We start from the raw sequence: 21925 nt of genomic DNA, 5'->3' as shown, positions 1-21925 counted from the left end.
TGGAGGTAGCGGCTACTCAGCCACCAGAGATCGGCACACACCGTCTCTCGTATTCGGTCATCCCCACGTCGTGGGATGACGCCTCCATGCGATGCGCCCGAAAATCGGGTGCGTCCAGGCTTGTGTGCGCTCTTCCGGTGGCGGTTCCGCGCCCTCCTGTCGACACATCGACGGGAAAGGATCGCATTGACCGGCTTCAACGACCAGGTGATCGAGGAATTCAGGCGGAGCAAGGGAAAGCTCGGCGGCATGTTCGAGGGGTGGCGGCTGATCCTGCTCACCACCATCGGTGCCAGGAGTAGTGAGCGGCGGACGAATCCGTTGGGGTATCTCGAAATCGACGGCAAGACCGTCGTGGTCGCTTCGAACATGGGGGCGCCGGCGCATCCGGGCTGGTACCACAACATCCGGCGTGACCATCGGGTCACTGTCGAGACGGGGACCGAGACCTACGAGGCCATCGCGGCCGTTCCGCCCGCGGCGGAACGTGACGCGCTGTTCGCGAAGATCGTCGCCGCGGAGCCGGGTTTCGCCGAGTACCAGGCGAAAACCACACGCGAGCTGCCGGTCGTGATCCTGTACCGGATCGACGACCGGGTGCGGGGATTGGGGGACTTCCTGGTGGAGGTCCACGATTGGCTGAGGGAGGAGCTCAAGACGCTGCGCGCCGGGGTGGACGACCTCGTGGCCGGGCGCGCGGACACGCTCATCATGGAGAAGTCCCTGCGCGCGCACTGTGTTTCGTTCTGCGAGGCGTTGACCAAACATCATACCGGCGAGGACATGGGAGCGTTTCCCATGCTGGCGCAACGGTTCCCGGCGCTCGCGCCGGTGTTGACCGAGCTGGGGGAGGACCACGTCGTCGTCGCGGACCTGCAGAAGCGGATCCGGGAGCTCGTCGAGGGGTACGTCCACGGCGAGAGTGACCCCGTTCGCTTGCGCGACGAGTTCGACGCGCTCGCGGGGACGCTCGAAGCGCATTTCGCCCACGAAGAGCGAACGGTCGTGGCGGCGCTCAACGTGACGTCACCCGGCTGATCGATGCGGACGCCCTGGGGTTCCGGCCCCAGGGCGTGTATCGTAGGAGATGGCGGCGCCTTCACAGCGCGACGCCGATCCGGCACGAGGCGGGTGGAATTCGCCCCCGGCCTCGCCGAAGACCACGTACCAGTGGTCCCTTCGAAAGGTTTCACAGTCAAAACTCACAGCACCGACAGTGCGCTGTTCAGCCACCCGCTCGACACCCAGGTCGAGCGGCACGATCCCGCGACGCCTCAAGGTGAGCGATACATGGATCTTTTTCGCGAACCCTCTTATCCCGCACCGGAACCTTCGGCCGACGCCGTTCGTTGAGCGGAGCAGACCAACGTTTTGGGTGTCGTGTTGTCCAAGCACGCTCGCGCAGAATTCGTCGCGGGCGTCGCCTTCTGGTGCGTCGCGCCGTGACCTCGGCTGACACAGCCGGTACCAGTCCTGGCCATCGACAAGAAGCGACGATATGACTTCAGTTCTAAACAACCCGGACAGCGCAGAGCGGCAGGCGCCACAGCCCCTGTTGTCCGGGGAGCAGAGCAACACCGAAAACTTTCTCGTCAAGCTGTTCGCGGTAGTGCCCCTGCTGGCGCTCGCCGCCTCCGTCCCCTTCGCGTGGGGCTGGGGCCTCGGCTGGGTGGACCTCGGCCTGGCCGCCGGGTTCTACTTCCTCACCGGCCTCGGCGTGACGATCGGTTTCCACCGCTACTTCACCCACGGCGCCTTCAAGGCCAACCGCGGCCTGAGGATCGCCCTCGCGGTCGCCGGCAGCATGGCCATGCAGGGTCCGGTCATCGGCTGGGTCGCCGACCACCGGCGCCATCACGCCTTCGCCGACCGCGAGGGCGACCCCCACTCCCCGTGGCGGTTCGGCACCAGCCCGGCCGCGCTGGCCCGCGGCTTCTGGCACGCCCACATGGGCTGGCTGTTCGACCGTGAGAAGACCAACGCGCAGCGGTTCGCCCCCGATCTGCTCGCCGACCGTGACATCGCCCGGATCGATCGCCTGTTCCCGCTGCTCACCGTCGTCACGCTGCTCGCGCCCGCCGTCCTCGGCGGCGTGATCACGATGTCGTGGTGGGGCGCGGTCACCGCGTTCTTCTGGGCCAGCCTGGTCCGCGTGGCGCTGCTGCACCACGTCACCTGGTCGGTGAACTCGCTCTGTCACATGATCGGTGACCGCCCGTTCGCCGCCCGCGACAAATCCGCGAACTTCTGGCCGCTCGCGATCGCCTCGATGGGCGAGTCCTGGCACAACTCCCACCACGCCGACCCCACTGGCGCCCGCCACGGCGTCCGCCGTGGCCAGCTCGACATCTCGGCGCGGCTGATCTGGCTGTTCGAGAAGGCGGGCTGGGCGACGGACGTCCGCTGGCCCAAGGCCGATCGTCTCGGCCGCAAGCTCAACCCCGGCCACTCCCTGTCACTGGGCCGGAGCGCGAGCCGGTTCTGAGCCCGTCAAGGAACCGCGCCCGCGATGGCGCCGATCAGCTCCGGTCCGTCGGACAACGCCGGATCGTTGTGATCGGCGCCGGGAACCTCGATCGTCTCGGCACCGGCCGCCAGCGCCACGGCGCGGCTCTGCTCGGCCGGGACGATCGAGTCCGCGGCGCCGTACACGACGGTCACCGGTGCCTGCACGCGCGCGACGTCGTCCCTCGTCGGGAACTCGTCCCGCAGGAGCCAGCGGACCGGCAGGAACGGGTAGTGCCGTTGCCCGACCGACGCGAGGTCGACGAACGGTGAACGCAACACGAGGGCGGACGGCGGGCGTTCGACGGCCAGTTCGGTGACGACCGCGGAGCCCAGGCTCTCGCCGAAGTAGATCAGCGGAGTTCCGGCCTCGCGGACCAGGAAGTCCTGTGCGGCACGGACGTCCAACGCGAGACCGTCCTCGGACGGCTCGCCGGGATTGCCTCCGTACCCGCGATACTCCAAGAGCAGCACCGAGAGCCCGCGCGCGGTCAGCGCGCGGGCCATCGGCACGCGGTACGACCGGTTCCCGGCGTTGCCCGGCGCGACCAGCACGGCCGCCTTCGCGCCGGCGACCGGGAAGTACCAGCTCGCCAGGCTCAGCCCGTCCGACGTGGTGAGCGTGACGTCCCTGCCGCCGGGCAGGACGTCGGCGGCACCCGTGAGCGGACCCGCCTCGGGGAGGTAGATCAGCTTGCGCTGGAAGGCGAACGCGCCACCGAAGACCACGCCGACGATGGTGACGGCCACCGCCAGCGCGATCAACACCTTCTTGCGCATGCTCAGGCCTTCTCCGGGGGAAGGCCGAACCGCGCGAAGAGGTCCGCGTCGAGGAACGAGGTGATCTCGCGGATCCGGTCTTCGCGCGGGGAAAGCACGTTGATGGACCAGGCGCGATGGACGGCGTCGGCCGATTCGCCCAGGTAACAGGCGACGGCGGGCTGCCCGTTGGCCGTGAGGACCTCGGTGCGCCAGCTCGGGCACCGGCCCAGCGGGACCGCGACGGCGAAGCCGGTCACGGCCTCGATGCCGCTGTACCAGCACATGAGCGGTGGCATGGACCAGGTGACGTCCTTGGTCAGCAACGCCACGAGTGCGTCTGTGTCGCCACGCTCCAGCGCGGAGGCGAAGCCCGCGGCGATCCCGCGTGTCTTGGTGTCTTGGAGCTTCTCGGGCGGCGGGACCTTCTCCGCCACGATCGCCCGCGCGCGTTGCAGCGCGCTGTTCACCGCCGCGACCGAAGTGTCCATTGTGGACGCGATTTCGGCGGCGGTGAAGCCGAGGACGTCGAAGAGCACCAGCGCGGCCCGCTGGTTGCCCGGCAGGTGCTGCAGCGCGGCGACGAAGGCCAGCTCGATGGCCTCGCGCCGCTCGTACCGGGCGTCCGGCGCATCGGGGTACGGGCCGAGCCACGCCACCTCGGTCGCCGGGGCGTCTTCGAACACGACTCGCTCGCTCGACGGGCCCAGGTCCATCGGCAACGCCCGTTTGCCGCGAGCGGCCGCGATGTCCAGGCAGGTGCGGGTGACGATGGTGTAGAGCCAGGTGCGCATCGAGCTGCGGCCCTCGAACCGGTCCATCCCCCGCCAGGCCCGCAGGAGCGCGTCCTGCAGGGCGTCGTCGGCGTCGTGGGCCGAGCCGAGCAGGCGATAGCAGTGGGCGTGCAGCTCGCGGCGCAACGGCTCGACCAGGCGATCGAACGCCGCCTCGTCGGTGCGCACGACGTCTACTTGGCGCGCAGCGCGGTGACGGCCGGGGTGAACATCGTCGTCTTGATCGCGGAGAGCGTGCCGCGATCCTTGCCCGCCAGCGGGCGGACGAGGTCGGTCGCGTACTCCAGCAGCGCGGGCTTCTCGGCGACGGCGTCCACGAGCCCCAGGTCCCGCGCGTCCGTCCCGCCGAACCGGCGTCCCGTGGTCATCGACGCGATCGCGGCGGAGGGGGTGAGCTTGCCCTGGATCAGCGCCGCCATCCCCGGCGTGAATGGGATGTTGATATCGGCTTCGGGGAAGCAGAAGTACCCGCGGTCGGCGCGCATAACCCGGAAGTCGTGCGCCATCGCCAGCATGGCCCCGGCGCCGAACGCGTGCCCGTTGATCGCGGCGACGGTGTGCACGCCGAGGGTGAGCACGCGGGCCAGCAGCTCGTGGACGTCGGCGACGTACTGCGCGGCCTGGGTGGGGTTGTTGGTGAGCCACTCGAGGTCGAGGCCGTTCGAGTAGAACTTCCCGGAGCCGACGGTGACCAGCACGGCCGGATCCGGATAGGCGACGACGGTGTCCAGTTGGGAATGGACGGTTTCCAGCCAGGAGGGCGAGAAGCGGTTCTCGTCGTCTCCGAGGTCCAGCAGGAACACCGGGGCGTCTTGGCGCAGCGTGGGCATGTCAGTCCTTTCGTGGGGGTGGGAGCAGGAGTATGGCGCGGACCGCGGCGGCGAGCCGGGTCCGGGAGGCTTCGGAGATCGGCTCGCCCGCGGTGAACGCGCGGCGGAACAGGGCTGTCGGCAGATCGACCACGCAGGTCGTCAGCACCTCGACGGCCTGCGCGTCCCGCCGGTCCCAGAGCCGTCCGGCGAGCCGGACCAAGAGTGCGATCACGCGTTTGTCGAGGGCCAGGAGGTCGGCGGCGAGGGCTTCGGGAACCTGCGGACCGAGCACGTCCTCCTTCTTGACGGTGATGAGCAGGCGGGCCGCTTCCGGCCTGCGGTCGGCGAACGCGGCCGGTGTGCCCGCCGCGGCCGTGACCGCCTCGACCGGGTCTTCCGCCTGATCCGCCAGCTCGGTCTGAAGGTCGAGGAACTCGCCCGCCGCGCGGAGCCAGACTCGGGCCAGCAAGGCGCCTAGTGAGCCGAAGGCGTGATAGATCGTGCCGTTGGACACGCCCGCGGCGGCCGCGAGGGACCGGACGGTGACGCCGTGGGCGCCCGTCTCGACGACGAGGCGCTCGGCCGCGTCGAGCAGCCGATCCAAGTCGTGCACGCGGGGGCGGGGCATGGGGCGACAGTAACAGAGCGCTTGCTCTAGAACAATAAGAGAGCGAGTGCTCCAAAACGCGTCGGCGTGCCGTCGCGGGATGTGACGTGGGTCATGGGCGCCTGCGCCGCCAGGTTGTCACATCCGGCGGCCGGCCGGGGTCAACCCGGCGAACCACCGAGAACCCGAGGAGAAACCGAAAATGACCACTGCCTACGTCATCGTCACCGCCGTCGGAGCCCTCATGGCCGCCTTCTCGGCCGCCTCGATCTTCTTCCGCGCCAAGTGGGTCGTACAGCCGCTGGCCGACTATGGCGTTCCCCGCGGCTGGTGGACGCCGCTCGGCGTCGCCAAAGCGGCGGGCGCGCTCGGCCTGATCGCCGGCCTGTGGGTGCCCGTGCTCGGCGTCGCGGCCGGGATCGGCCTGGTGCTCTACTTCACCGGTGCCGTGATCACCGTGCTCCGCGCGCACTGGCCGTCGCACGTCGCGTTCCCGCTGATGTACATGGCGCCTGTCGCCGCCTCCTTGGTGCTGGGCTTCGCCGCTTGAGTCAGGAATCCGGGGACCACACCGCGAGTTCGGCGCCGCCGGGCTCGCGGAAGTGGAACCGGCGCCCGCCGGGGAACGAGAACGGCCCTGCCGTGACGACTCCGCCCGCGGCCTCGACGGAATCCTTCGCCCGTTCGAGGTCGTCGGTGCGGATCGTCACCAGCGGCGCGGTCGTCTGCTCCGCGGTGTCCTGCTGGAAACCGAAGGAGACCACGCCGCCACCCTGGACGTCGGTGTACGTCGGGCCGTACGACGCCGCCGTCCACCCGAAGGCCGTTGCGAAGAACTTGCTCGAGTCCGCCGCCGAACTCGACGGGAACTCGACGAAGTCGATTTCGTACATGGGCTGGAAGCTACTCCGGACCACCGACAGGAATCGCTCAGACGCTGCGCAGTACGGAAACCACGACACCCAGCACGGACGCGCGGTCCCCGTCTATGACGTCGTAGGCGGGGTTGCGCGGTTCGAGGTACACGTGGCCGTCGCGGCGGCGGTACACCTTGACCGTGGCCTCCTCGTCGATCATCGCGGCGACGATCTGGCCGGAGTGCGCCTCCTGCTGCTGCTTGACCACGACGATGTCGCCGTCGCAGATCGCCGCGTCGATCATCGAGTCACCGCGCACCCGCAGTCCGAAGACGTTGCCGCGCCCGGTGAGTTCACGCGGAAGGGTCATCACGTCGTCGACGTGCTCGACGGCCGAGATCGGCGTTCCGGCGGCGATGTCACCGACGACGGGGACCGGCACGGAGTCCTCTGTGGACGTTTTCGACGTGGCGCCGTGCAGGAAGGCGCGGACGTCGATGGGGCGGGAGATCGAGCTGCTGCGGCGGAGGAAGCCCTTCTCCTCCAAGGCCGCGAGGTGCTTCGACACCGAGGACGTCGAGCGGAGCCCGACCGCTTCACCGATCTCGCGCGTGCTCGGCGAGTATCCGTACTCCATCACCCATTCGCGGATGGTCAGCAGGATCTTCTGCTGCCGCTCGGGCAGGGAAGCGGCTTCCTCGAACAGCTCAAGATCTTGGTAGGCGGTCATCAGCGGAATGGTAGTTCGTGCAGGCCGCCGAGATCGCCGCGGTGTCCCAGTAGAACGGCCGCACCTCGGTGATGCGCCCGTCCTCGACGGTGATCGTCTGCAGGATCGCGAAATCCAGCTCGCGGCCGGTGGCCCTGGCGCGGGCGTGCACGTGGGTCAGGACGACCAGAGGGCTGGTCTCGCTCAGGAAGCTCTGCTCCACCATTTCGAAGACGTCCCAGGTGTCGCTCATCGCGGCGAAGAACCGCTCCATGCCCTCGTGGCCGCGCCAGATTCCGCCGTAGGGCAGGGAATCCGCCTGGTGCAGCACCACGGCCGGGGAGAAGAACGGGGCGAGCGGTGCGAAGGTGGCACCGCCCGCGGCGAGGTACTCGGCTTCCGCCGCGTACATGCCCTTGAGCACGGACAGGGCGTCTGTTGTCGTTGTCACGACGACCACTGTTGTGCGCCACGCCGCCGAGCGCTGGCGGTTATCCGACGTGGAGATCGGCCGGATGGCGGCGCGGGCGAGCCGAAAGTTCGATCCCGCGGACGGTTCCGCGAGGTTGACTCGATCGTATGAACACGAAGATCACCGCGGCGGTCCTCGCCGCCGCGACGGCCACGGTCGCCCTGTCCGGATGCGGTCTCAAGGAAGGACTGACCGAAAAGGCGAACGGGCACGTCAAGACGGTCGGCTACGCGACCGGCGCGGAGGGCAAGCGGAACGAGGACGCCCGCCTGCCGGAGTGGGTGCCGGACGGGGCGACGTCGGTCACCGAGGTCATCCGGACCACGGGTTCGGAACGCCTCCTGAAATTCACCGGCGGCAAGCTGCCCGCCGTCTGCGTGCCGGGGCCGGCCGCGACGCAGCCGGCCACGCTCGCCGCCCAGTGGTGGCCGCAGGGACAGGAGAGCCGGACCGACAAGGTCTGCGGTGAATGGCACGTGCTGGTCCAGGGCGCCGACGTGTACGCGTTCAAGCCGGAGACGTTGGTGAGCAAGAGGTCCTGAGTCATTCCTCGGGGGCGAGCGCGTCGGCGCAGGCGGCGAGGTCGTGCAGCAGCCGGTCCCGCTGGTCCGCCGAAAACGGCGTGAGCATCCGGTCCTGGACCGCGCGGACGACGCCGCTGGCGGTGCGGAGCCGTTCGCGTCCGGCGGGGGTGAGCGTGCTGGGCAGGGCCCGGCCCTGGGGCGCCGTCGTCGGGCGGGTGATGAGCCCGCGGTCCTGCAGGCCGCGCAGGACCAGGTTCATCGACTGCCGGGTGACGAACACGGCCCTGGCCAGTTCCGCGTTGGACAGCCCCGGCCGCTGCGACAGCACTTCGAGGCAGGAGTACTGCGGCACGGTCAGGTCGAGGGGGCGCAACGCGGTGTCCATCGCCGTCCGGAGCGCCGTCGCCGCTCGTTTCAGCATGTACCCCACCGCTTGGTCCAGAGGCCCGACCTGTTCGCCTTGACTCATGTCAGCATCATGACATACGTTCAGGATGTCAACACACTGACATGGAGGACGACATGACCGTGACCGGACCCGATTTCTTCTCACTGCAGGTACGCGACCTCGACCGTGCCGCCGCGTTCTACGAAACCCACCTCGGGCTGAGCAGACTGCCCGTCGCACCGCCGCACGCGGTGGTGTTCGGCACGAAGACCATCCCGTTCGCGGTGCGGGAACCCGTGCCGGGCACGGATCTCGACGCCATCTCCCCGCGGCCGGGCTCAGGAGTGGCGATGTGGCTGCACGCCGACGACGCGCAGGGCCTGCACGACCGGCTGGCCGACGCCGGCGTCGCCATCCTCACGGAGCCGTTCGACGGGCCGTTCGGCCGCACGTTCGCCTTCGCGGACCCCGACGGCTACGCGATCACCGTGCACGACAAGGCCTGAGCCCGCCTGCCGCAGCAGCGCGAGTGCCTGCGCGTCGGACGAGCCGGCGGGGGTCGTGCACACGACCAGCAACTGATCCGGTGAACGGGCGATCGACAGGGTCTGCTGGGCCACCGTGACCGAGCCGACGACCGGATGCCGCAGTTCGTAGCTTTCGGCGTCACAGGGCCGCACGCGATGGTCGCTCCAGAGCGCGACGAACTCGGGGCTCTTCATCGTCAGCTCGCCGATCAGTTCCGCGAGCAGCGGGTCTTCGGGATGCTTGCCGACGGCGATCCGCAGGTTGCCGACCACCGCGCGGATCTTCCGTTTCCAGTCGGCGTACAGGTCCCGGCAGTGCGGATCCAGGAACAGCATCCGGCTCATGTTCGGCCGTCGCGCCGGGTCGTCCGGCGCGTGGAAGTCCAGATGCCCGCCCAGCAGGGCGTGGCCGAGGGCGTTCCACGCCAGGACGTCCGAGCGGCGGCCGAGCACCAGGGCGGGAGCGTCGACGGTGCCCAGGAGATCCCGTGTCTCGTCGTGGAGCTTCTCGGGCCGTGGACGGCGTGCCCGCGGGGTGCGGCGGGCGGCGGTGGCGAGCCGTTCGAGGTGTTCGCGTTCGTGGCCGTCGAGCCGGAGCGCGCGGGCGATGGCGTCGAGCACCTCGGCCGAGGCGCCGCGCGACATGCCCTGCTCCAGCCGCGCGTAGTAGGAAACGCTGACTCCCGCGAGCTGGGCCAGTTCCTCGCGCCGCAGCCCGGCCACCCGGCGGCGTGCCCCGAAATCGCGCAGGCCGACGTCTTCCGGGCGCAGCCGGGCCCGTCGCGCCTGCAGGAAGTCGCCGAGTGGGCCAGGTCCGTCCATGAACCCGAGTATCCGTTGCGTGGCCACTGGCAGCCACACCCTCCCAGTGGGAGGAAAAGCGGGGCGTGGTCCGGGCGCGCACGGGCCGCCAGGCTCGGTGGCATGGACGAGATCACCATCGGAGACGTCACGGTCACCCGGGTCAAGGAGTTCTACGGTTCGCTCGGCATGACCCCGGCCGAGTTCATGCCGGACAGCCCCGGCGGCGCGTGGGACGAACACCGCGACTGGCTGGCGCCCGATTTCTGGAACCCCGAGACGAACGAGTGCCGCGCGGCGCTGCAGTCGTGGCTGATCCGCAGCGAAGGACGCACGATCCTCGTCGACACCGGGGTCGGCAATCACAAGGACCGGCCGTACGCGGCGGTGTGGAACCGCCTCGACACCGCCTACCTCGACAACCTCGCGGCCGCCGGGGTGCGGCCCGAGGACGTCGACGTCGTGGTCAACACGCATCTGCACATCGACCACGTCGGCTGGAACACGCGGCTCGACGGCCGCACCTGGGTGCCGACCTTCCCGAACGCCACGTATCTGATGCCGCGGCCCGATTTCGATTTCTGGAATCCGGCCGAAGCACACGATTCCGTGCTGGGGCGCGGAAACCAGAACGTCTTCGAGGACAGTGTCGCGCCGGTGCACGAGGCGGGGCTGACCCGGCTGTGGGACGGCACGTACCGCATCGACCGGAATCTGCGGCTGGATCTCGCGCCCGGCCACACCCCCGGCTCGTCCGTGCTCACCCTGGAATCGGGCGGGGAGCGGGCGTTGTTCGTGGGCGACCTCGTGCACACCGCGCTGCAGATCGTGGAGCCGGACACCAATTCGCCCTATTGCGAAGACCCGGCCGGATCCCGGGCCACCCGGCACAAACTGCTCGGCCAGGCCGCCGACGACCACGCTCTCGTCTTCCCGGCGCATTTCGGTGCTCAGGGCGCTCTGCGGGTCGAGCGCCGAGGATCGAAGTTCGCGATCGCGCGGTGGGCCGGGTTCTCCGCCCTCTCCTGAGGAGTTTTTCGTGTACGTACAAGCAGAAACCCCATCCGGCGTCGTGCGTGGCCGACGCGACTCCTTCGGTGAGCTCTACCGCGCCATCCCGTACGCGGCGGCGCCGATCGGGCCCGGCCGCTTCCTTCCGCCATCGCCGCACCCGGGCTGGTCCGGCGTCCGCGACGGCACACGGCCCGGGCCGACGGCGCCCCAACCGGTGCGCGATTTCGGCGGGCTCGACATGACCCCGTATTTCGGACCCGGCTGGGTGCGCGGCGACGAGTACCTCACCGTCGACGTCCAGACGCCCGCGGCGGACGGCGGACGTCGCCCGGTCATGGTGTTCGTGCACGGTGGCGGTTTCGTCACCGGTTCTGCCCGCGCCGCGCTGTACGACGGAAGAGCGTTCGCGCGCGACGGCGTCGTCCTGGTGACGGTGAACTACCGACTCGGCGTTCCCGGTTTCCTCGACCTGGAGGGCGCTCCGCCCAACCGGGGGCTGCTCGACGTGCTCGCCGCGCTCGGCTGGGTGCGGGACACGGTCGCGGTGTTCGGGGGCGATCCGGACAACGTCACCGTCTTCGGGCAATCCGCGGGGGCGACGCTCACCGGCGCGCTGCTCGCGACGCCGGAGGCCAAGGGATTGTTCCGCCGGGCGATCGTCCAGAGCGGCAGCGGAACCGGCGCCTTCACGCCGGAGCAGGCCGCCCGGGTCACCGAGAAGGCCGCTTCGACGCTGGGAACCGAGCCCACCGCGGGAGCGTTCGGAGAGATCCCGGACGAGCGGTTCGTGGAGATCCTGCCCGCGCTGGCCGGTCTCGATCTGCGGACCGAAACCGCCGAAGATCCGCTGGCCGGGCTGAGCCCGTTCAGTCTCGTGTCGCCGGTCCAGTCGGCCGACGGTCCTCTCCACGGCGACGTCGCCCTGCTCATCGGCACCAACACCGAGGAAGGAAACCTTTACGGCCGACCGGATCTCGGGCACACGCTGTTCGGCGCCGGTACCGAGCGGCTGGCGACGGCGCACGCGCGGATCTCGGGCGGCCACACCCACCGGTACTCGTTCGGCCATCGCTCGACGGCGTTGGACGGACGGCTCGGCGCCGCCCATACCGTCGAGTTGCCGTTCGTCTTCGACATCGCCGGTGAGCCGTGGCTGCACGGGGAGGCGGGCCTGCTCGGGCCCGATCCCGCTCCGGAAGGTCTCGCGGCCAGGATGCACGGCGCGTGGGTCGCCTTCGCGAGGACCGGCGACCCCGGCTGGCCGGCGGACACCGTCGAATTCTTCGGCTGACAGCGCCTGCCGGCCCGGTGCCAGCGTCGTGTGCGCCGCCTGCCAGCGTCGTGTGCGCCGCCTGCCAGCGGCCGGGAGCACGCTCTGGAATGTCATTCCAGAAGCGGCTCGAGGAGTCACCATGAACATCCCTGTCACGATCATCGGCGCCGGGCTCGGCGGGCTCACCCTCGCCAGGGTCCTGCACGTCCACGGCATCCCGTCCGAGGTCTACGAAGCGGAACCGTCCCCGGCTTCGCGCCTGCAGGGCGGGATGCTCGACATCCACGACTACAACGGCCGGCTCGCCCTCGAGGCGGCCGGGCTGACCGAGGAGTTCCGCGGCATCGTCCTGGAGGGCCGCCAGGCACTGCGGGTCCTCGAGTCGGACGGGACCGTCCTGTTCGAACGGGGCGACGACGGCACGGGCGGGCGTCCCGAGGCGCAACGCGGGGACCTGCGGCGAATGCTGCTCGACTCGCTCCCCGAAGGCACCGTCCGGTGGGGGCGCAAGGCCGTCGGCGCCCGGACACTCGGCGACGGCCGTCACGAGGTGACCTTTGACGACGGCACCACCGTCGTCGCGGGGCTCCTGGTCGGCGCGGACGGCGCCTGGTCACGGATCCGGTCGTTGCTGACCGACGCCGTTCCCGAGTACTCCGGCAGCTCGTACGTCGAGACCTATCTGTACGACTCCGAAACCCGGCATGCCGCCGTGGCGAAGACGGTCGGGGGCGGATCGATGTTCGGGACCGGGGCCACGGAGGGCGTGAGTATCAACGCCCACCGGGAAAGCGGCGACACGCTGCACGCCTACGTGGAGCTCACCAAGCCGCTGGAGTGGTTCGACGCCATCGACTTCACCGACGCCGAAGCCGCCAAGGCGAGGATCGCGGCGGAGTTCGACGGCTGGTCGCCCGAGCTCACCGCGCTGATCACCGAAAGCGACGTCGCGCCGATCCATCGCCCCGCCTTCGCCTTGCCGTCCGGGCTGCGCTGGGAACGCGTCCCCGGCGTGACCTTGCTGGGCGACGCCGCGCATCTCGCGCCGGCGAACGGCGAAGGCGCCAACCTCGCGATGCTCGACGGCGCCGAACTCGCCAAAGCCCTCGCCGCGCGTCCCGACGACGTCGAGACCGCGCTCGCCGAATACGAGCAGGCCATGTTCGTCCGCTGTGAAACGCCCATGGAGGAGGAAGTCCTGCTCGAAAGCATCTTCGGGGAAGAAATCCCCGAGCGGCTGCTGAAGCTGTTCGGGATCGAGGAACGGAAGGCCTGAGTCAGTCCTTGCCGCCGGCGAGGGCCTCCAGTCCGCGGACGATCTTTTCCGCGCCGGGGGCCCGATCCGGCGCGACGAGGTGCTGCATCATCACGCCGACGATGAGGGCGAGCTGGACGGCTCCCGCCGCGTCGGCGTCGGTGGGGGACAGCCGTTCCCCGAGGACCTTGCGGGCTTCGTCCTGGGCATCGGCGAGCCGTTCACGGAGGTCCGGGAAGCGGATGGCCTGCGTCGCGCTTTCCAGGACCGCGGTCCACAGGTCGCGCTGCTCGGCGAAGGAGCCGACAAGGTTCTGCCAGGTGGCGAGGGGCGAAACACCCTCCGGTTCCCGCAGTCGCTCCACCGCTTCGGTGGACAGCTCGATCATGGCCTCGTTCATGAGGGCCTCTTTGGACCCGAAGTGGTACCCGATGGAGCCGAGGTTCGCGCCGGACGCGGCGGTGATGTCCCGCGCGGTGGTGTGCGCGTAGCCGCGTTCGACCAGGCAGCGCTTGGCCCCGTCGAGGAGGTCCTCTCGTTGTCCCATACCGCGATCCTAGCGGCGTGCTGTGACAAGCGTCTTATACAAATGTATTATACAAATGTTCAAGACCCTCGCATCGCAAAGGAACGACGATGAATCGCTACGTCCTCGGCAACTTCGCCCCGGTCACCGAAGAGATCACCGCCTTCGACCTGCCCGTCAGCGGGAAGATTCCCGATGACCTCGACGGCCGCTACCTGCGCATCGGCCCGAACCCGCTGGGTCTGGAAGACGCGTCGGCGCGGATCTGGACCCTCGGGGAGGGCATGGTCCACGGCGTGCGTCTGCGCGACGGCCGCGCCGAGTGGTACCGCAACCGCTGGGTCCGTTCGGCCTCCGTTGCCGATCGGCTCGGGGAACCGCGACGCGGGCAGGTCGCCGACGAGCGCCTGGACTTCGCGCCGAACGTCCAGGTCGCGGGCCACGGAGGTCGCCTGTACGCGCTCATCGAAGGAGGGCTCGCCCCGTACGAGCTGACCGACGAGCTCGACACCGTCGGACCGGCTTCCCTCGGTGTCACGGAACAGGGCTTCTCCGCCAACGCGCACAGCAAGTACGACCACGCCACCGGCGAGCTGCACTCGCTGGCCTTCCGCTACGGCGCGGACTTCGTGCAGCACATCGTGATCGGTCCCGACGGGCGCAACCGGAGCGTCACCGACATCAAGGCGCCGACCCTGCCGTACATGCACGACTTCGCGCTCACCGAGCGTTACGTGGTGCTCTACGAGTCCCCGATGGTCTTCGCGCCCGAGCGCCTCGCGACCGGGGTGCCGTTCCACTGGAACCGGGACCTGCCGTCACGGCTGGGCCTGCTGTCGAGGGCGGACGGGACGGTGCGGTGGTTCGAGACCGCGCCGGTCATGATCGGCCACACCCTGAACGCCTTCGAGGACAACGGAAACGTGGTGGTCGACGTGGTCGTACATCCCCGTCCGGTGGACTTCGGCGACGTCGGCGCCTCGAAGCCCGTGCTCGAACGCTGGACCGCGGACCTCACCGCCGGCCGAATCACCCGCACGGTGCTGCACGACCGCCCGCAGGACTTCCCGCGCCTGAACGGCCGGTTCGGCGGAAAGCCTTACCGCTACGGCTATTCGGCGGCGGCGGAGCTGTACGCCACCCCGAGCGTCACCGAACCGGACCGGCCGGACGAGGGTTTCAGCAGCGCCCTCCTCAAGCACGATCTCCTGGCCGGGGTCACCGAGACCCACGAGTTCGGCCGTGACGCGAGCGCGGGGGAGACCGTGTTCGTCCCGTCGGCAAGGGCCGCGGCGGAGGACGACGGCTACAACCTGGTCTACGTCCACGACCGCGATCGGGGCGCGGCGGACCTGGTGATCCTCGCGGCCCAGGACTTCACCGGCGATCCACTGGCGAAGATCCACCTGCCCGCCCGTGTCCCGCTGGGGCTGCACGGCAGCTGGATCCCCGCCGTCTGAGGCGCGATGGCTAATCTGGAGCGATGCTGGTGGGCCCCCGCGAAGTCGAGGTGTTCGAGGCGGCCCGTGGCCGGTTGGAGGCGATCGCGTATCGCCTGCTGGGGTCGGCGAGCGACGCGGAGGACGCGGTGCAGGACACGTTCCTGCGCTGGCAGTCCGCCGACCACGGGTCCGTCGAGACACCCGAGGCCTGGCTGACGAAGGTGCTCACCAACCTCTGCCTCAACCGGCTCACCTCGGCGCGGGCCCGGCGGGAAACCGCTGTGGGCCAATGGCTTCCCGAACCGGTCTTCGCCGGGGACCGGATGCTCGGGCCGTCCGACACCGTCGAGCAGCGCGAGTCGGTCTCCCTCGCGATGCTCACGCTGATGGAGCGGCTCTCGGCCAAGGAACGCGTCGTGTACGTGCTGCGCGAGGCGTTCGGGTACTCGCACGCCGAGATCGCCGAGGTGCTCGACGTCACCGAGTCGAACTGCCAGCAGATCTACCGGCGTGCCAAGGGGCATCTGGCGGCCGACCGCCGCCGGGTGGAGGTCGACGCGGCCGCGGCCCGCAAGATCGTCGAGGAGTTCCTCGCCGCGGCGCTCAGCGGCCGGACCGACACGCTGGTCCGGATGCTGGCCGACGACGTGATCAGTGACGGCGAAAGTGGTGGCACGCTCTTCGCGCTGCCGCGGCCGGTCACCGGCGCGCTACGGGTGGCGAGGTTCGTGAGCGGGCTTTTCAAGCCGAGCGCGGAGAAGTGGTCGTTGATCGGCGGCAAGCCCGCGCTGTTCGCCACCGTCGCCAACGGCGCTCCCGCGCTGGTGCTGATGAACGAGGGCCGGGTCGTCGGGGTCGTCTCCTTCGACGTGACCGCCGACGGCATCGTGGGCGTCCACACCCAGGCGAACCCCGCCAAACTCGAGCGCGCGACGCGCCGGTGGGCCGGTTCTGGGCACGGGGAGCCACTCGTCACCGGCTGGTGACCCGGATCACAGCCCGCCGCTGTCAGGTTTCGCGCCGCTGTCCGGTTCAGGGGGTGAACATCCCGACGAGCAAGGGAACGATCATGATCCTGATCACCGGAGCGAACGGCGTCGTGGGACGCCAGGTGACGAATATGTTGCTGGACCGGGGTTCCTCCGTCGGCGCGGTCACTCGCGGCGACGGGGCAGGGCTGCCCGGTGGCGCGGAAGCCGTTGCCGGGGACCTGTTCCATCCCGCCTGGATCGAGACGGCGCTGGAAGGTGTCGAAGCGATCCAGATCAGCCCGCGTGCCACCGGGCCCGGCCTCGAAGAGCTCCTGAAGCTGGCGGCCGGGCGAGGTGTCCGGCGAGTGGTGCTCCTGTCGGCCACCACCGTGGAGCACCCGGCCGGGGAAGCCCGTTTCGCCGCACAGTTCCAGCACGCCGAAGACCTCGTCACGCGCTCGGGTCTGGAGTGGACGGTGCTGCGCCTGGCGGATTTCGCCGCCAACGCGCTGGCTTGGGCGCCGCAGATCAAGGCAGGCGACGTCGTGCGCGGCGCGTACGGCCGGGCCGCCACGTCGCCGATCCACGAAACCGACATCGCCGAGGTCGCCGCGCAAGCTCTTCTCGGCGGCCTTCCGGCGGAGTCGGTGTACACGCTGACCGGTCCGGGACCGGTGGACCAGCACGAAAAGGTGCGGCTCATCGGCGCGGCCGTAGGCAGGCCACTGTCCTTTCAGGAGCTTCCACCCGAGCAGGTACGGCAGGGAATGCTCGCGCAGGGACTCCCCGAGGAAGTCCCCGCGCGCCTGCTCGGCTCACTGGCCGACTACAGCGAGCGCCCGGGCCCGACGACCACCACGGTGGAAGAACTCCTCGGCCGTCCGGCGCTCACGTTCGCCGGCTGGGCGCGCGACAACGCGGCGGCTTTTCAGGCCCAGCCGATCTTTTCGTAGAACGGCGTGATCCACGCCCTGAACCGCTCCCCGTGAGCCTCCTGAGCAGCGGCCACGACGCCGTCCGGATCCTCGGCCGGCGTCAGGCCGCGCTCACGGAGCCACTCGACGAACAGCTCGTGCGCGCCGCTGTGGTCGTCGTCTTCCTCGCGGTAGAAGTACGCAGACTCGTGGTCGACCATGATCTCGGCGTCGAAACCCAGCAGCCGCAGTAAATCCGTGAGGTCGCGGGCGACGACGTGCTCGCCGCCCCCGTCGCCGAAGACCACGACGGGCGACAGGGCGAGGTCCGTCTCGTCGTCGGCTCGCCAGATCGCATACGTCGAGCCGCTCCCGTTCGCCTGGGCGAAGGGAATCAGCCGCGAGAGGAACGCGGGGTCGTCCAGCTCCTGGGGGAATTGGCCTTTGTCGTCGTAGTCGTGCAGCTCGAAACCGTCGGCGAGGTAGTCGCGCGTCGAGTCGTAGAGGTCCTTGAGCTCGTTCAGGACCGGGATCGGTGAATACACTCGGTCACCCTATGTCAGTAGGCTCCACGAAAGGCGCCACTATGACCGACACTCCCACCCCCGCCGGCGAGAACTCCCAGGATTCCGGCAACCCACCCGTGCCGCCCGGCACGCTGTTGCTGGAACTGGTGCCGGTGCCGGTCACCGACATCGACCGGGCCAAGACCTTCTACCAGGACCGGCTCGGGTTCCGCCTCGACGTCGACGTCAACCCGAAGCCCGGTGTCCGCATCGTCCAGCTCACCCCACCCGGTTCGGCCTGCTCGATCACCCTCGCCGAAGGTCTCCCCACCCTCGACATGCCTCCGGGCACACTGCGCGGTCTGCACCTGGTGGTCGCCGACATCGAGGCGTCCCGTGCGGAACTCGCCGAACGCGGTGTCGAGATCAGCGAGGTCGAGGACCTCGGCGGAGTGTTCTACGCGTACTTCGCCGACCCCGACGGCAATACCTGGTGCCTGCAGCACATGCCCTGGCGTTAAGGCTCAGGCCGTCGGCCGGCCAGCTCCGGCGTAGTCGTCGCCCTGTTTCCGGTAGGTGTGCACCTGCACCGCCTGCCCGGTCTGCGGGGCGTCGATCATCTGCTGGTTCCCGATGTACAGCCCGACGTGGTGGATCTTCGTGTTCGGCTCGCCGTAGAAGATCAAGTCGCCCAGCTGGGGATCGGTCACCTTGTCCACGCTGTGGTACTGCGTGTGGGCGGTGCGCATGAGCTTGACGCCGGCACTCGCGTACGCGGCCGTCGTCAGGCCCGAGCAGTCGAAACCGGGGTCGCCGCCGCCGGTGCCGTTGCCACCCCAGACGTAGGGCAGCCCGATCTTGTCGATGGCGAAGTTGACCGCGCTCAAGGCCGCCGCGTTCGGCGGCTGCGGGCTCTGGCCGACCGTGCCGTAGACGTTCACCGTCGCGAGCGTGCGGTGCATCAGCAGCGGCGCGGGCTGCAGCGTGCTCACCGCGTTCCACCACGTCTGGCCCTGGCCGAGGTCGCGGCCGCCCGCGCACAGGGCCCGCCCGGCGGTGAGCGTGGCGTCGTCGATGCTCTGCGGATTCGGCTTCCCGCCGCTCGCCGAGGCCTGGAACTGAGTCCACACCGACGGCGTCAGCTGCAGTGGGCCGCTGGCGTTCGCGGACGAGACGACCTTGTTGTAGAAGTCGCGGACCTCGACCGCGCCGAGCGGTTTGGTCAGCACACCGTCGGCGTTCAGGCCGGATCCGGCGGCGCGGCCGTGATCGGAGGCGATCTTCCCGAGCGCGGCCAGCGTCACCCAGGAAAGACGGCACCCCGGCGTTTCCTTGCTCAGCGCGACGGTGGTCTTCGCGTAGCCGGTCATCGCGCGCAGCGGGATGTCGAGCCAGCCGCTGGTCTTCGACACCCAGGCGTCGAACTCCTGCCCCATCTGCTGCGGGACCTTCGGCTGTTCCTTCGGCATTTCCGCCGGGGCGGACGACGACGGCGGCGGCTCGGGCGGGGCCGAGGACTGGACGGCGGCGGCCTCCGTCTTCGGCTCGTCCTTCGGCGCGAAGGTGATGGCGGCGACCAGGGCGGCGCTCGCGACGACGACGGCGGCGATGATCACCGGAAGTCTGCGGCGGCGCGAGGTTTCCTGTTCCATCACCGGCCCCCGGTGATCCGGCCGAGGACGAACTCGCGGAAGGCGTCGACGTCGGTGGTCAGCGCCACGTCGATGGTGCGGCCCGGGACGGCCTGCGGGTCGGTGCTTCGCAGCCTTCGCCGGTCTACCAGTGTCGCGCCGCGCGCGGGACCGAAGCCGCACTCGACGTCCACGGGGTACGACTCGAGGTCGAGGATGCCCGGCTGGATCGCTTCGGCCACCGCGACCGCGTCGTGCATGACCATCCCCGGCAGGCCGAGGATCGGGGTGTAGTGCTTCACGTACGTCGGGGTCAGCGCTTCGAGTGCCGCTCCGAGCGGGCCGGACGCGGCGAGTTTGCCGAGCCAATCCGTGTCGACCGAACACTGGTGGGTGATGTCCAGCGGGACCAGCACCGTCGGGATGTCCTCGTCGACCAGCACCCGGCGCGCGGCTTCGGGGTCGCTCCAGATGTTGAACTCGGCCGCCGTGGTGGAGTTCCCCTTGGTCACCCCGCCGCCCATGACGACGATCCGGCCGATCTTCTCGCGGATGTCCGGATGGGCCGCCAGCAGCAGCGCGATATTCGTCAGCGGGCCGATCGGGGCGATGGTCACCGGCTCGTCGGCGGCTTCCAGCAGATCCACCAGCAGGCGGACGGCGCCGCGTTCGTCGAGCGGGCGCTTCGCCTCCGGCAGCGTCCCGGCGTGGCCGGAAAGGCCGTCCTGGCCGTGGACGTACCCGGCGGGCTTGGCGTTGTCGTACACCAGCGGCCGCGCGGCGCCGGCGGCGACCGGCACGTCGTCACGGCCGAAGAGCTGCAGCAGGCGGCGGGCGTTGGCGGTGGTGTGGCTCAGCGGGACGTTGCCGAACACCGTGGTCACGCCCAGGAGGTCGACGTCCTCCGCTTGCGTGGCCAGCGCCAGCGCGAAGGCGTCGTCGACCCCCGGGTCGGTGTCGATGATCAGCTTGGTGCCCATGCGCGTGCTCCCCTTTGCGGTCGACGGCCTGAACACAGGTTACGGTCACCGGTATGACGTCCATGTGGGGTGCGCCCGCGCTGTCGCGGCTCCGCGCTTGGGGCCAGGCCCGTCGTGATCCGCGTCAGGCGAAGTTCCTGACCAAGGATTCGCTGCGCTGGGTGCTCCGAAACCGCGCGTACACGCCTTGGTACCTGGTCCGCTACTGGCGGCTGCTGAAGTTCCGGATCGCGAACCCGCACATCATCCTGCGGGGGATGGTGTTCCTCGGCAAGGACGTCGAGATCCACTGCCGCCCCGGCTACGGGCGCCTGGAGATCGGCCGCTGGGTGCACATCGGCGACGGCAACGCGATCCGCTGCCACGAGGGTTCGCTGCGCATCGGCGACAAGGCGGTGTTCGGGCGGCAGAACGTCCTCAACGGCTACCTCGACATCGAGCTCGGCGCGGCCACGCTCGTCGCGGACTGGGTGTACATCTGCGACTTCGACCACGTCACCACCGACATCACCGTCCCGATCAAGGATCAGGGCATCGTGAAGTCGCCGGTGCGGATCGGGCCGGACACCTGGATCGGCACCAAGGTCTCGGTACTCAAGGGCACCCGGGTCGGCCGCGGCTGCGTCCTCGGCGCGCACGCCGTGGTGCGGGGCGAGATCCCGGACTACTCGATCGCCGTCGGTTCGCCGGCGCGCGTGGTGCGGAACCGGCAGGACGACTACGCCGCCGACGCCGCCCGCCGCGAAGCCGTCGCCGACATGGCGCGCAAGGCGAACAAGGCACTGCAGAAAACCCTGGGCGTGGACTCGTGACTCGCGTGATGTCCGTCTGATCACGCGTGTCGTCCATCTGATCACGCGTGTCGTCCATCTGATCACGCGTGTCGTCCATCTGATCACGCGTGTCGTCCGCCTGATCACGGCCACGGATCACCGCGGTGAAGCTGTCCGGCGGATCCGGTCCACGCGGTGGCACCCAACGGTCGACAGGCGTGACTGGATGGACGACTCGCGTGATCAGGTGGACGACACGCGTGACTGGATGGACGACACGCGTGGTCAGGTGGACGGCACGCCACCGAACGGGAGCTAGCCGCGCAGCTGTTCGCGGACCTCCATGAGCGCGAAGCCCAAGAGGTTCTGCCCGCGCCAGTAGTCGGGGCGGGTGGCGTTCTTGTCCTCGCGGGCGAGGCCGCTGCCCCAGACCAGGTCCATCCTGGACGCCTCGACGATCACCTTGTCGCCCGTGGCCAGCAGGAACTCGCGTTCTTCGGCGTGCTGGCGGAACTTCTCGAGGTTGCCGTCGATGACGATGTCGAAGCGGTGCCGCTCCCAGACCTCGGCGTCGAAACCCGTGACCTCGCGGCCGAGGATCTTGGCGGTCTTGGGGTCCGGCGCCTGACGGATGTTGGCCGCGGCCTCGTGATCGCCGAACAGTTCCGCCTTGCTCGCCATCATGTAGTGCTCGGCCGTCGGGTACCGCTCGCCGCCCGCGACGAACGGCGCGAGCCACCACTGGCTCAGGCAGGCCGCGTTGATCCGGCCGCTCTTGAGCGGGGTGTGGCCGTAGAAGAGCTGGTACTCGGGCTCCGCGCCGCTGTGGACCAGCTCGCGCAACGCATCGAGACTCCGGACTCCGTCGACCTTGCTCACCATGGC

At 69.6% G+C, this 21925-nt stretch carries 26 protein-coding genes and 1 pseudogene; 13 read left to right on the top strand and 14 right to left on the bottom strand.

Annotation, left to right across the window (positions count from 1 at the left end):
- Window positions 1–186 precede the first annotated feature (186 nt).
- Both DMH01_RS02720 and DMH01_RS02715 read left to right on the top strand, forming a co-directional pair.
- The gene (locus DMH01_RS02720; RefSeq protein ID WP_125673533.1) at window positions 187–1038 is read left to right on the top strand and encodes a nitroreductase/quinone reductase family protein; all 852 of its coding nucleotides are present in this window, start codon (window positions 187–189) and stop codon (window positions 1036–1038) included.
- A 460-nt stretch (window positions 1039–1498) separates the two neighbouring features.
- Window positions 1499–2485: an acyl-CoA desaturase gene (locus DMH01_RS02715; RefSeq protein WP_199745341.1), complete on the top strand. Its 987-nt coding sequence runs from the start codon at window positions 1499–1501 to the stop codon at window positions 2483–2485.
- A 5-nt stretch (window positions 2486–2490) separates the two neighbouring features.
- Here DMH01_RS02715 and DMH01_RS02710 read toward each other — a convergent pair whose 3' ends face one another.
- From DMH01_RS02710 to DMH01_RS02695, 4 genes are read right to left on the bottom strand one after another with little or no spacing between them, the layout of a single operon-like run.
- Window positions 2491–3285 carry an alpha/beta hydrolase gene (locus DMH01_RS02710; protein ID WP_125673532.1) on the bottom strand — a complete coding sequence of 265 codons (795 nt, stop codon included), beginning with the start codon at window positions 3283–3285 and terminating at the stop codon, window positions 2491–2493.
- A 2-nt stretch (window positions 3286–3287) separates the two neighbouring features.
- Window positions 3288–4226: a sigma-70 family RNA polymerase sigma factor gene (locus tag DMH01_RS02705; RefSeq protein ID WP_125673531.1), complete on the bottom strand. Its 939-nt coding sequence runs from the start codon at window positions 4224–4226 to the stop codon at window positions 3288–3290.
- A 5-nt stretch (window positions 4227–4231) separates the two neighbouring features.
- On the bottom strand, window positions 4232–4888 hold the full coding sequence (locus DMH01_RS02700) for an enoyl-CoA hydratase/isomerase family protein (protein WP_125673530.1): 657 nt from the start codon (window positions 4886–4888) through the stop codon (window positions 4232–4234).
- Between the two features lies 1 nt (window position 4889).
- Window positions 4890–5498, bottom strand: coding sequence for a TetR/AcrR family transcriptional regulator (locus DMH01_RS02695; protein WP_125673529.1), 609 nt, complete (start codon window positions 5496–5498; stop codon window positions 4890–4892).
- 181 nt (window positions 5499–5679) lie between these two features.
- Between DMH01_RS02695 and DMH01_RS02690 the strand changes: the two genes are divergently transcribed.
- Window positions 5680–6027, top strand: coding sequence for a DoxX family protein (locus DMH01_RS02690; protein ID WP_125673528.1), 348 nt, complete (start codon window positions 5680–5682; stop codon window positions 6025–6027).
- A 1-nt stretch (window position 6028) separates the two neighbouring features.
- On the opposite strand, the gene DMH01_RS02685 is transcribed toward DMH01_RS02690, so the two are convergent.
- The 3 genes from DMH01_RS02685 to DMH01_RS02675 are packed head-to-tail and all read right to left on the bottom strand — an operon-like array spanning window position 6029 to window position 7494.
- Window positions 6029–6370 (bottom strand): VOC family protein, encoded by a 342-nt coding sequence (locus DMH01_RS02685; protein WP_125673527.1) that lies wholly within the window; start codon window positions 6368–6370, stop codon window positions 6029–6031.
- A 37-nt stretch (window positions 6371–6407) separates the two neighbouring features.
- Entirely contained in the window at window positions 6408–7064 is a 657-nt protein-coding gene (lexA, locus tag DMH01_RS02680; protein ID WP_125673526.1) for a transcriptional repressor LexA, read from the bottom strand.
- Window positions 7042–7494 (bottom strand): nuclear transport factor 2 family protein, encoded by a 453-nt coding sequence (locus DMH01_RS02675; protein ID WP_233621380.1) that lies wholly within the window; start codon window positions 7492–7494, stop codon window positions 7042–7044. Before DMH01_RS02675 ends, lexA begins: the two co-directional genes overlap by 23 nt.
- A 128-nt stretch (window positions 7495–7622) precedes the next feature.
- Between DMH01_RS02675 and DMH01_RS02670 the strand changes: the two genes are divergently transcribed.
- Window positions 7623–8057 (top strand): hypothetical protein, encoded by a 435-nt coding sequence (locus DMH01_RS02670; protein WP_125673525.1) that lies wholly within the window; start codon window positions 7623–7625, stop codon window positions 8055–8057.
- A gap of 1 nt (window position 8058) precedes the next feature.
- Here DMH01_RS02670 and DMH01_RS02665 read toward each other — a convergent pair whose 3' ends face one another.
- Window positions 8059–8508, bottom strand: coding sequence for a MarR family winged helix-turn-helix transcriptional regulator (locus DMH01_RS02665; RefSeq protein ID WP_125673524.1), 450 nt, complete (start codon window positions 8506–8508; stop codon window positions 8059–8061).
- Between the two features lie 53 nt (window positions 8509–8561).
- On the opposite strand from DMH01_RS02665, the gene DMH01_RS43150 reads away from it, so the two are divergent.
- Window positions 8562–8933: a VOC family protein gene (locus DMH01_RS43150; RefSeq protein WP_158633181.1), complete on the top strand. Its 372-nt coding sequence runs from the start codon at window positions 8562–8564 to the stop codon at window positions 8931–8933.
- A 72-nt stretch (window positions 8934–9005) separates the two neighbouring features.
- On the opposite strand, the pseudogene DMH01_RS02655 reads toward DMH01_RS43150, so the two are convergent.
- Window positions 9006–9776: pseudogene (locus DMH01_RS02655) on the bottom strand (helix-turn-helix domain-containing protein); the annotation flags it as partial.
- A gap of 102 nt (window positions 9777–9878) precedes the next feature.
- Here DMH01_RS02655 and DMH01_RS02650 point away from each other — a divergent pair.
- The 3 genes from DMH01_RS02650 (at window position 9879) to DMH01_RS02640 (ending at window position 13318) form a co-directional block, all read left to right on the top strand.
- Window positions 9879–10784 (top strand): MBL fold metallo-hydrolase, encoded by a 906-nt coding sequence (locus tag DMH01_RS02650; protein WP_125673521.1) that lies wholly within the window; start codon window positions 9879–9881, stop codon window positions 10782–10784.
- 10 nt (window positions 10785–10794) lie between these two features.
- Window positions 10795–12060, top strand: coding sequence for a carboxylesterase/lipase family protein (locus DMH01_RS02645; RefSeq protein WP_125673520.1), 1266 nt, complete (start codon window positions 10795–10797; stop codon window positions 12058–12060).
- 121 nt (window positions 12061–12181) lie between these two features.
- Complete coding sequence (locus tag DMH01_RS02640; protein ID WP_125673519.1) at window positions 12182–13318, top strand: NAD(P)/FAD-dependent oxidoreductase; 1137 nt, start codon at window positions 12182–12184, stop codon at window positions 13316–13318.
- A gap of 1 nt (window position 13319) precedes the next feature.
- Here DMH01_RS02640 and DMH01_RS02635 read toward each other — a convergent pair whose 3' ends face one another.
- Window positions 13320–13844 (bottom strand): TetR/AcrR family transcriptional regulator, encoded by a 525-nt coding sequence (locus tag DMH01_RS02635; protein WP_125673518.1) that lies wholly within the window; start codon window positions 13842–13844, stop codon window positions 13320–13322.
- Window positions 13845–13933: 89 nt separating this feature from the next.
- On the opposite strand from DMH01_RS02635, the gene DMH01_RS02630 reads away from it, so the two are divergent.
- The 3 genes from DMH01_RS02630 to DMH01_RS02620 are packed head-to-tail and all read left to right on the top strand — an operon-like array spanning window position 13934 to window position 17189.
- Window positions 13934–15283: a carotenoid oxygenase family protein gene (locus tag DMH01_RS02630; RefSeq protein WP_125673517.1), complete on the top strand. Its 1350-nt coding sequence runs from the start codon at window positions 13934–13936 to the stop codon at window positions 15281–15283.
- A 23-nt stretch (window positions 15284–15306) separates the two neighbouring features.
- Window positions 15307–16251: an RNA polymerase sigma factor SigJ gene (gene sigJ, locus DMH01_RS02625; RefSeq protein ID WP_125673516.1), complete on the top strand. Its 945-nt coding sequence runs from the start codon at window positions 15307–15309 to the stop codon at window positions 16249–16251.
- A gap of 53 nt (window positions 16252–16304) precedes the next feature.
- Window positions 16305–17189, top strand: a complete 885-nt coding sequence (locus DMH01_RS02620) for an NAD(P)H-binding protein (protein ID WP_233621379.1) — start codon at window positions 16305–16307, stop codon at window positions 17187–17189.
- Here DMH01_RS02620 and DMH01_RS02615 read toward each other — a convergent pair.
- Complete coding sequence (locus tag DMH01_RS02615; protein ID WP_125673514.1) at window positions 17165–17695, bottom strand: hypothetical protein; 531 nt, start codon at window positions 17693–17695, stop codon at window positions 17165–17167. The genes DMH01_RS02620 and DMH01_RS02615 overlap by 25 nt on opposite strands.
- A 41-nt stretch (window positions 17696–17736) precedes the next feature.
- On the opposite strand from DMH01_RS02615, the gene DMH01_RS02610 reads away from it, so the two are divergent.
- Window positions 17737–18177: a VOC family protein gene (locus DMH01_RS02610; RefSeq protein ID WP_125673513.1), complete on the top strand. Its 441-nt coding sequence runs from the start codon at window positions 17737–17739 to the stop codon at window positions 18175–18177.
- A gap of 3 nt (window positions 18178–18180) precedes the next feature.
- Here DMH01_RS02610 and DMH01_RS02605 read toward each other — a convergent pair whose 3' ends face one another.
- Together DMH01_RS02605 and DMH01_RS02600 are read right to left on the bottom strand one after the other, a co-directional pair.
- The gene (locus tag DMH01_RS02605; protein WP_125673512.1) at window positions 18181–19308 is read right to left on the bottom strand and encodes a bifunctional lysozyme/C40 family peptidase; all 1128 of its coding nucleotides are present in this window, start codon (window positions 19306–19308) and stop codon (window positions 18181–18183) included.
- On the bottom strand, window positions 19308–20267 hold the full coding sequence (locus DMH01_RS02600; RefSeq protein ID WP_125673511.1) for a nucleoside hydrolase: 960 nt from the start codon (window positions 20265–20267) through the stop codon (window positions 19308–19310). The genes DMH01_RS02605 and DMH01_RS02600 overlap by 1 nt, the downstream gene beginning before the upstream one ends.
- Before the next feature lie 53 nt (window positions 20268–20320).
- Here DMH01_RS02600 and DMH01_RS02595 point away from each other — a divergent pair, with 53 nt between their 5' ends.
- A complete protein-coding gene (locus DMH01_RS02595) occupies window positions 20321–21079 on the top strand; it encodes an acyltransferase (RefSeq protein WP_007031648.1) in 759 nt (252 codons plus the stop codon).
- Window positions 21080–21355: 276 nt separating this feature from the next.
- Here DMH01_RS02595 and DMH01_RS02590 read toward each other — a convergent pair whose 3' ends face one another.
- Entirely contained in the window at window positions 21356–21922 is a 567-nt protein-coding gene (locus DMH01_RS02590; RefSeq protein ID WP_199745340.1) for an NADAR family protein, read from the bottom strand.
- Window positions 21923–21925 lie beyond the last annotated feature (3 nt).

It is taken from the genome of Amycolatopsis sp. WAC 04182, assembly GCF_003947465.1.
GTDB lineage: Bacteria > Actinomycetota > Actinomycetes > Mycobacteriales > Pseudonocardiaceae > Amycolatopsis.
The sequence above is the reverse complement of the archived record's forward strand: the minus strand, read 5'-3'. Positions and strand labels throughout refer to the sequence as shown.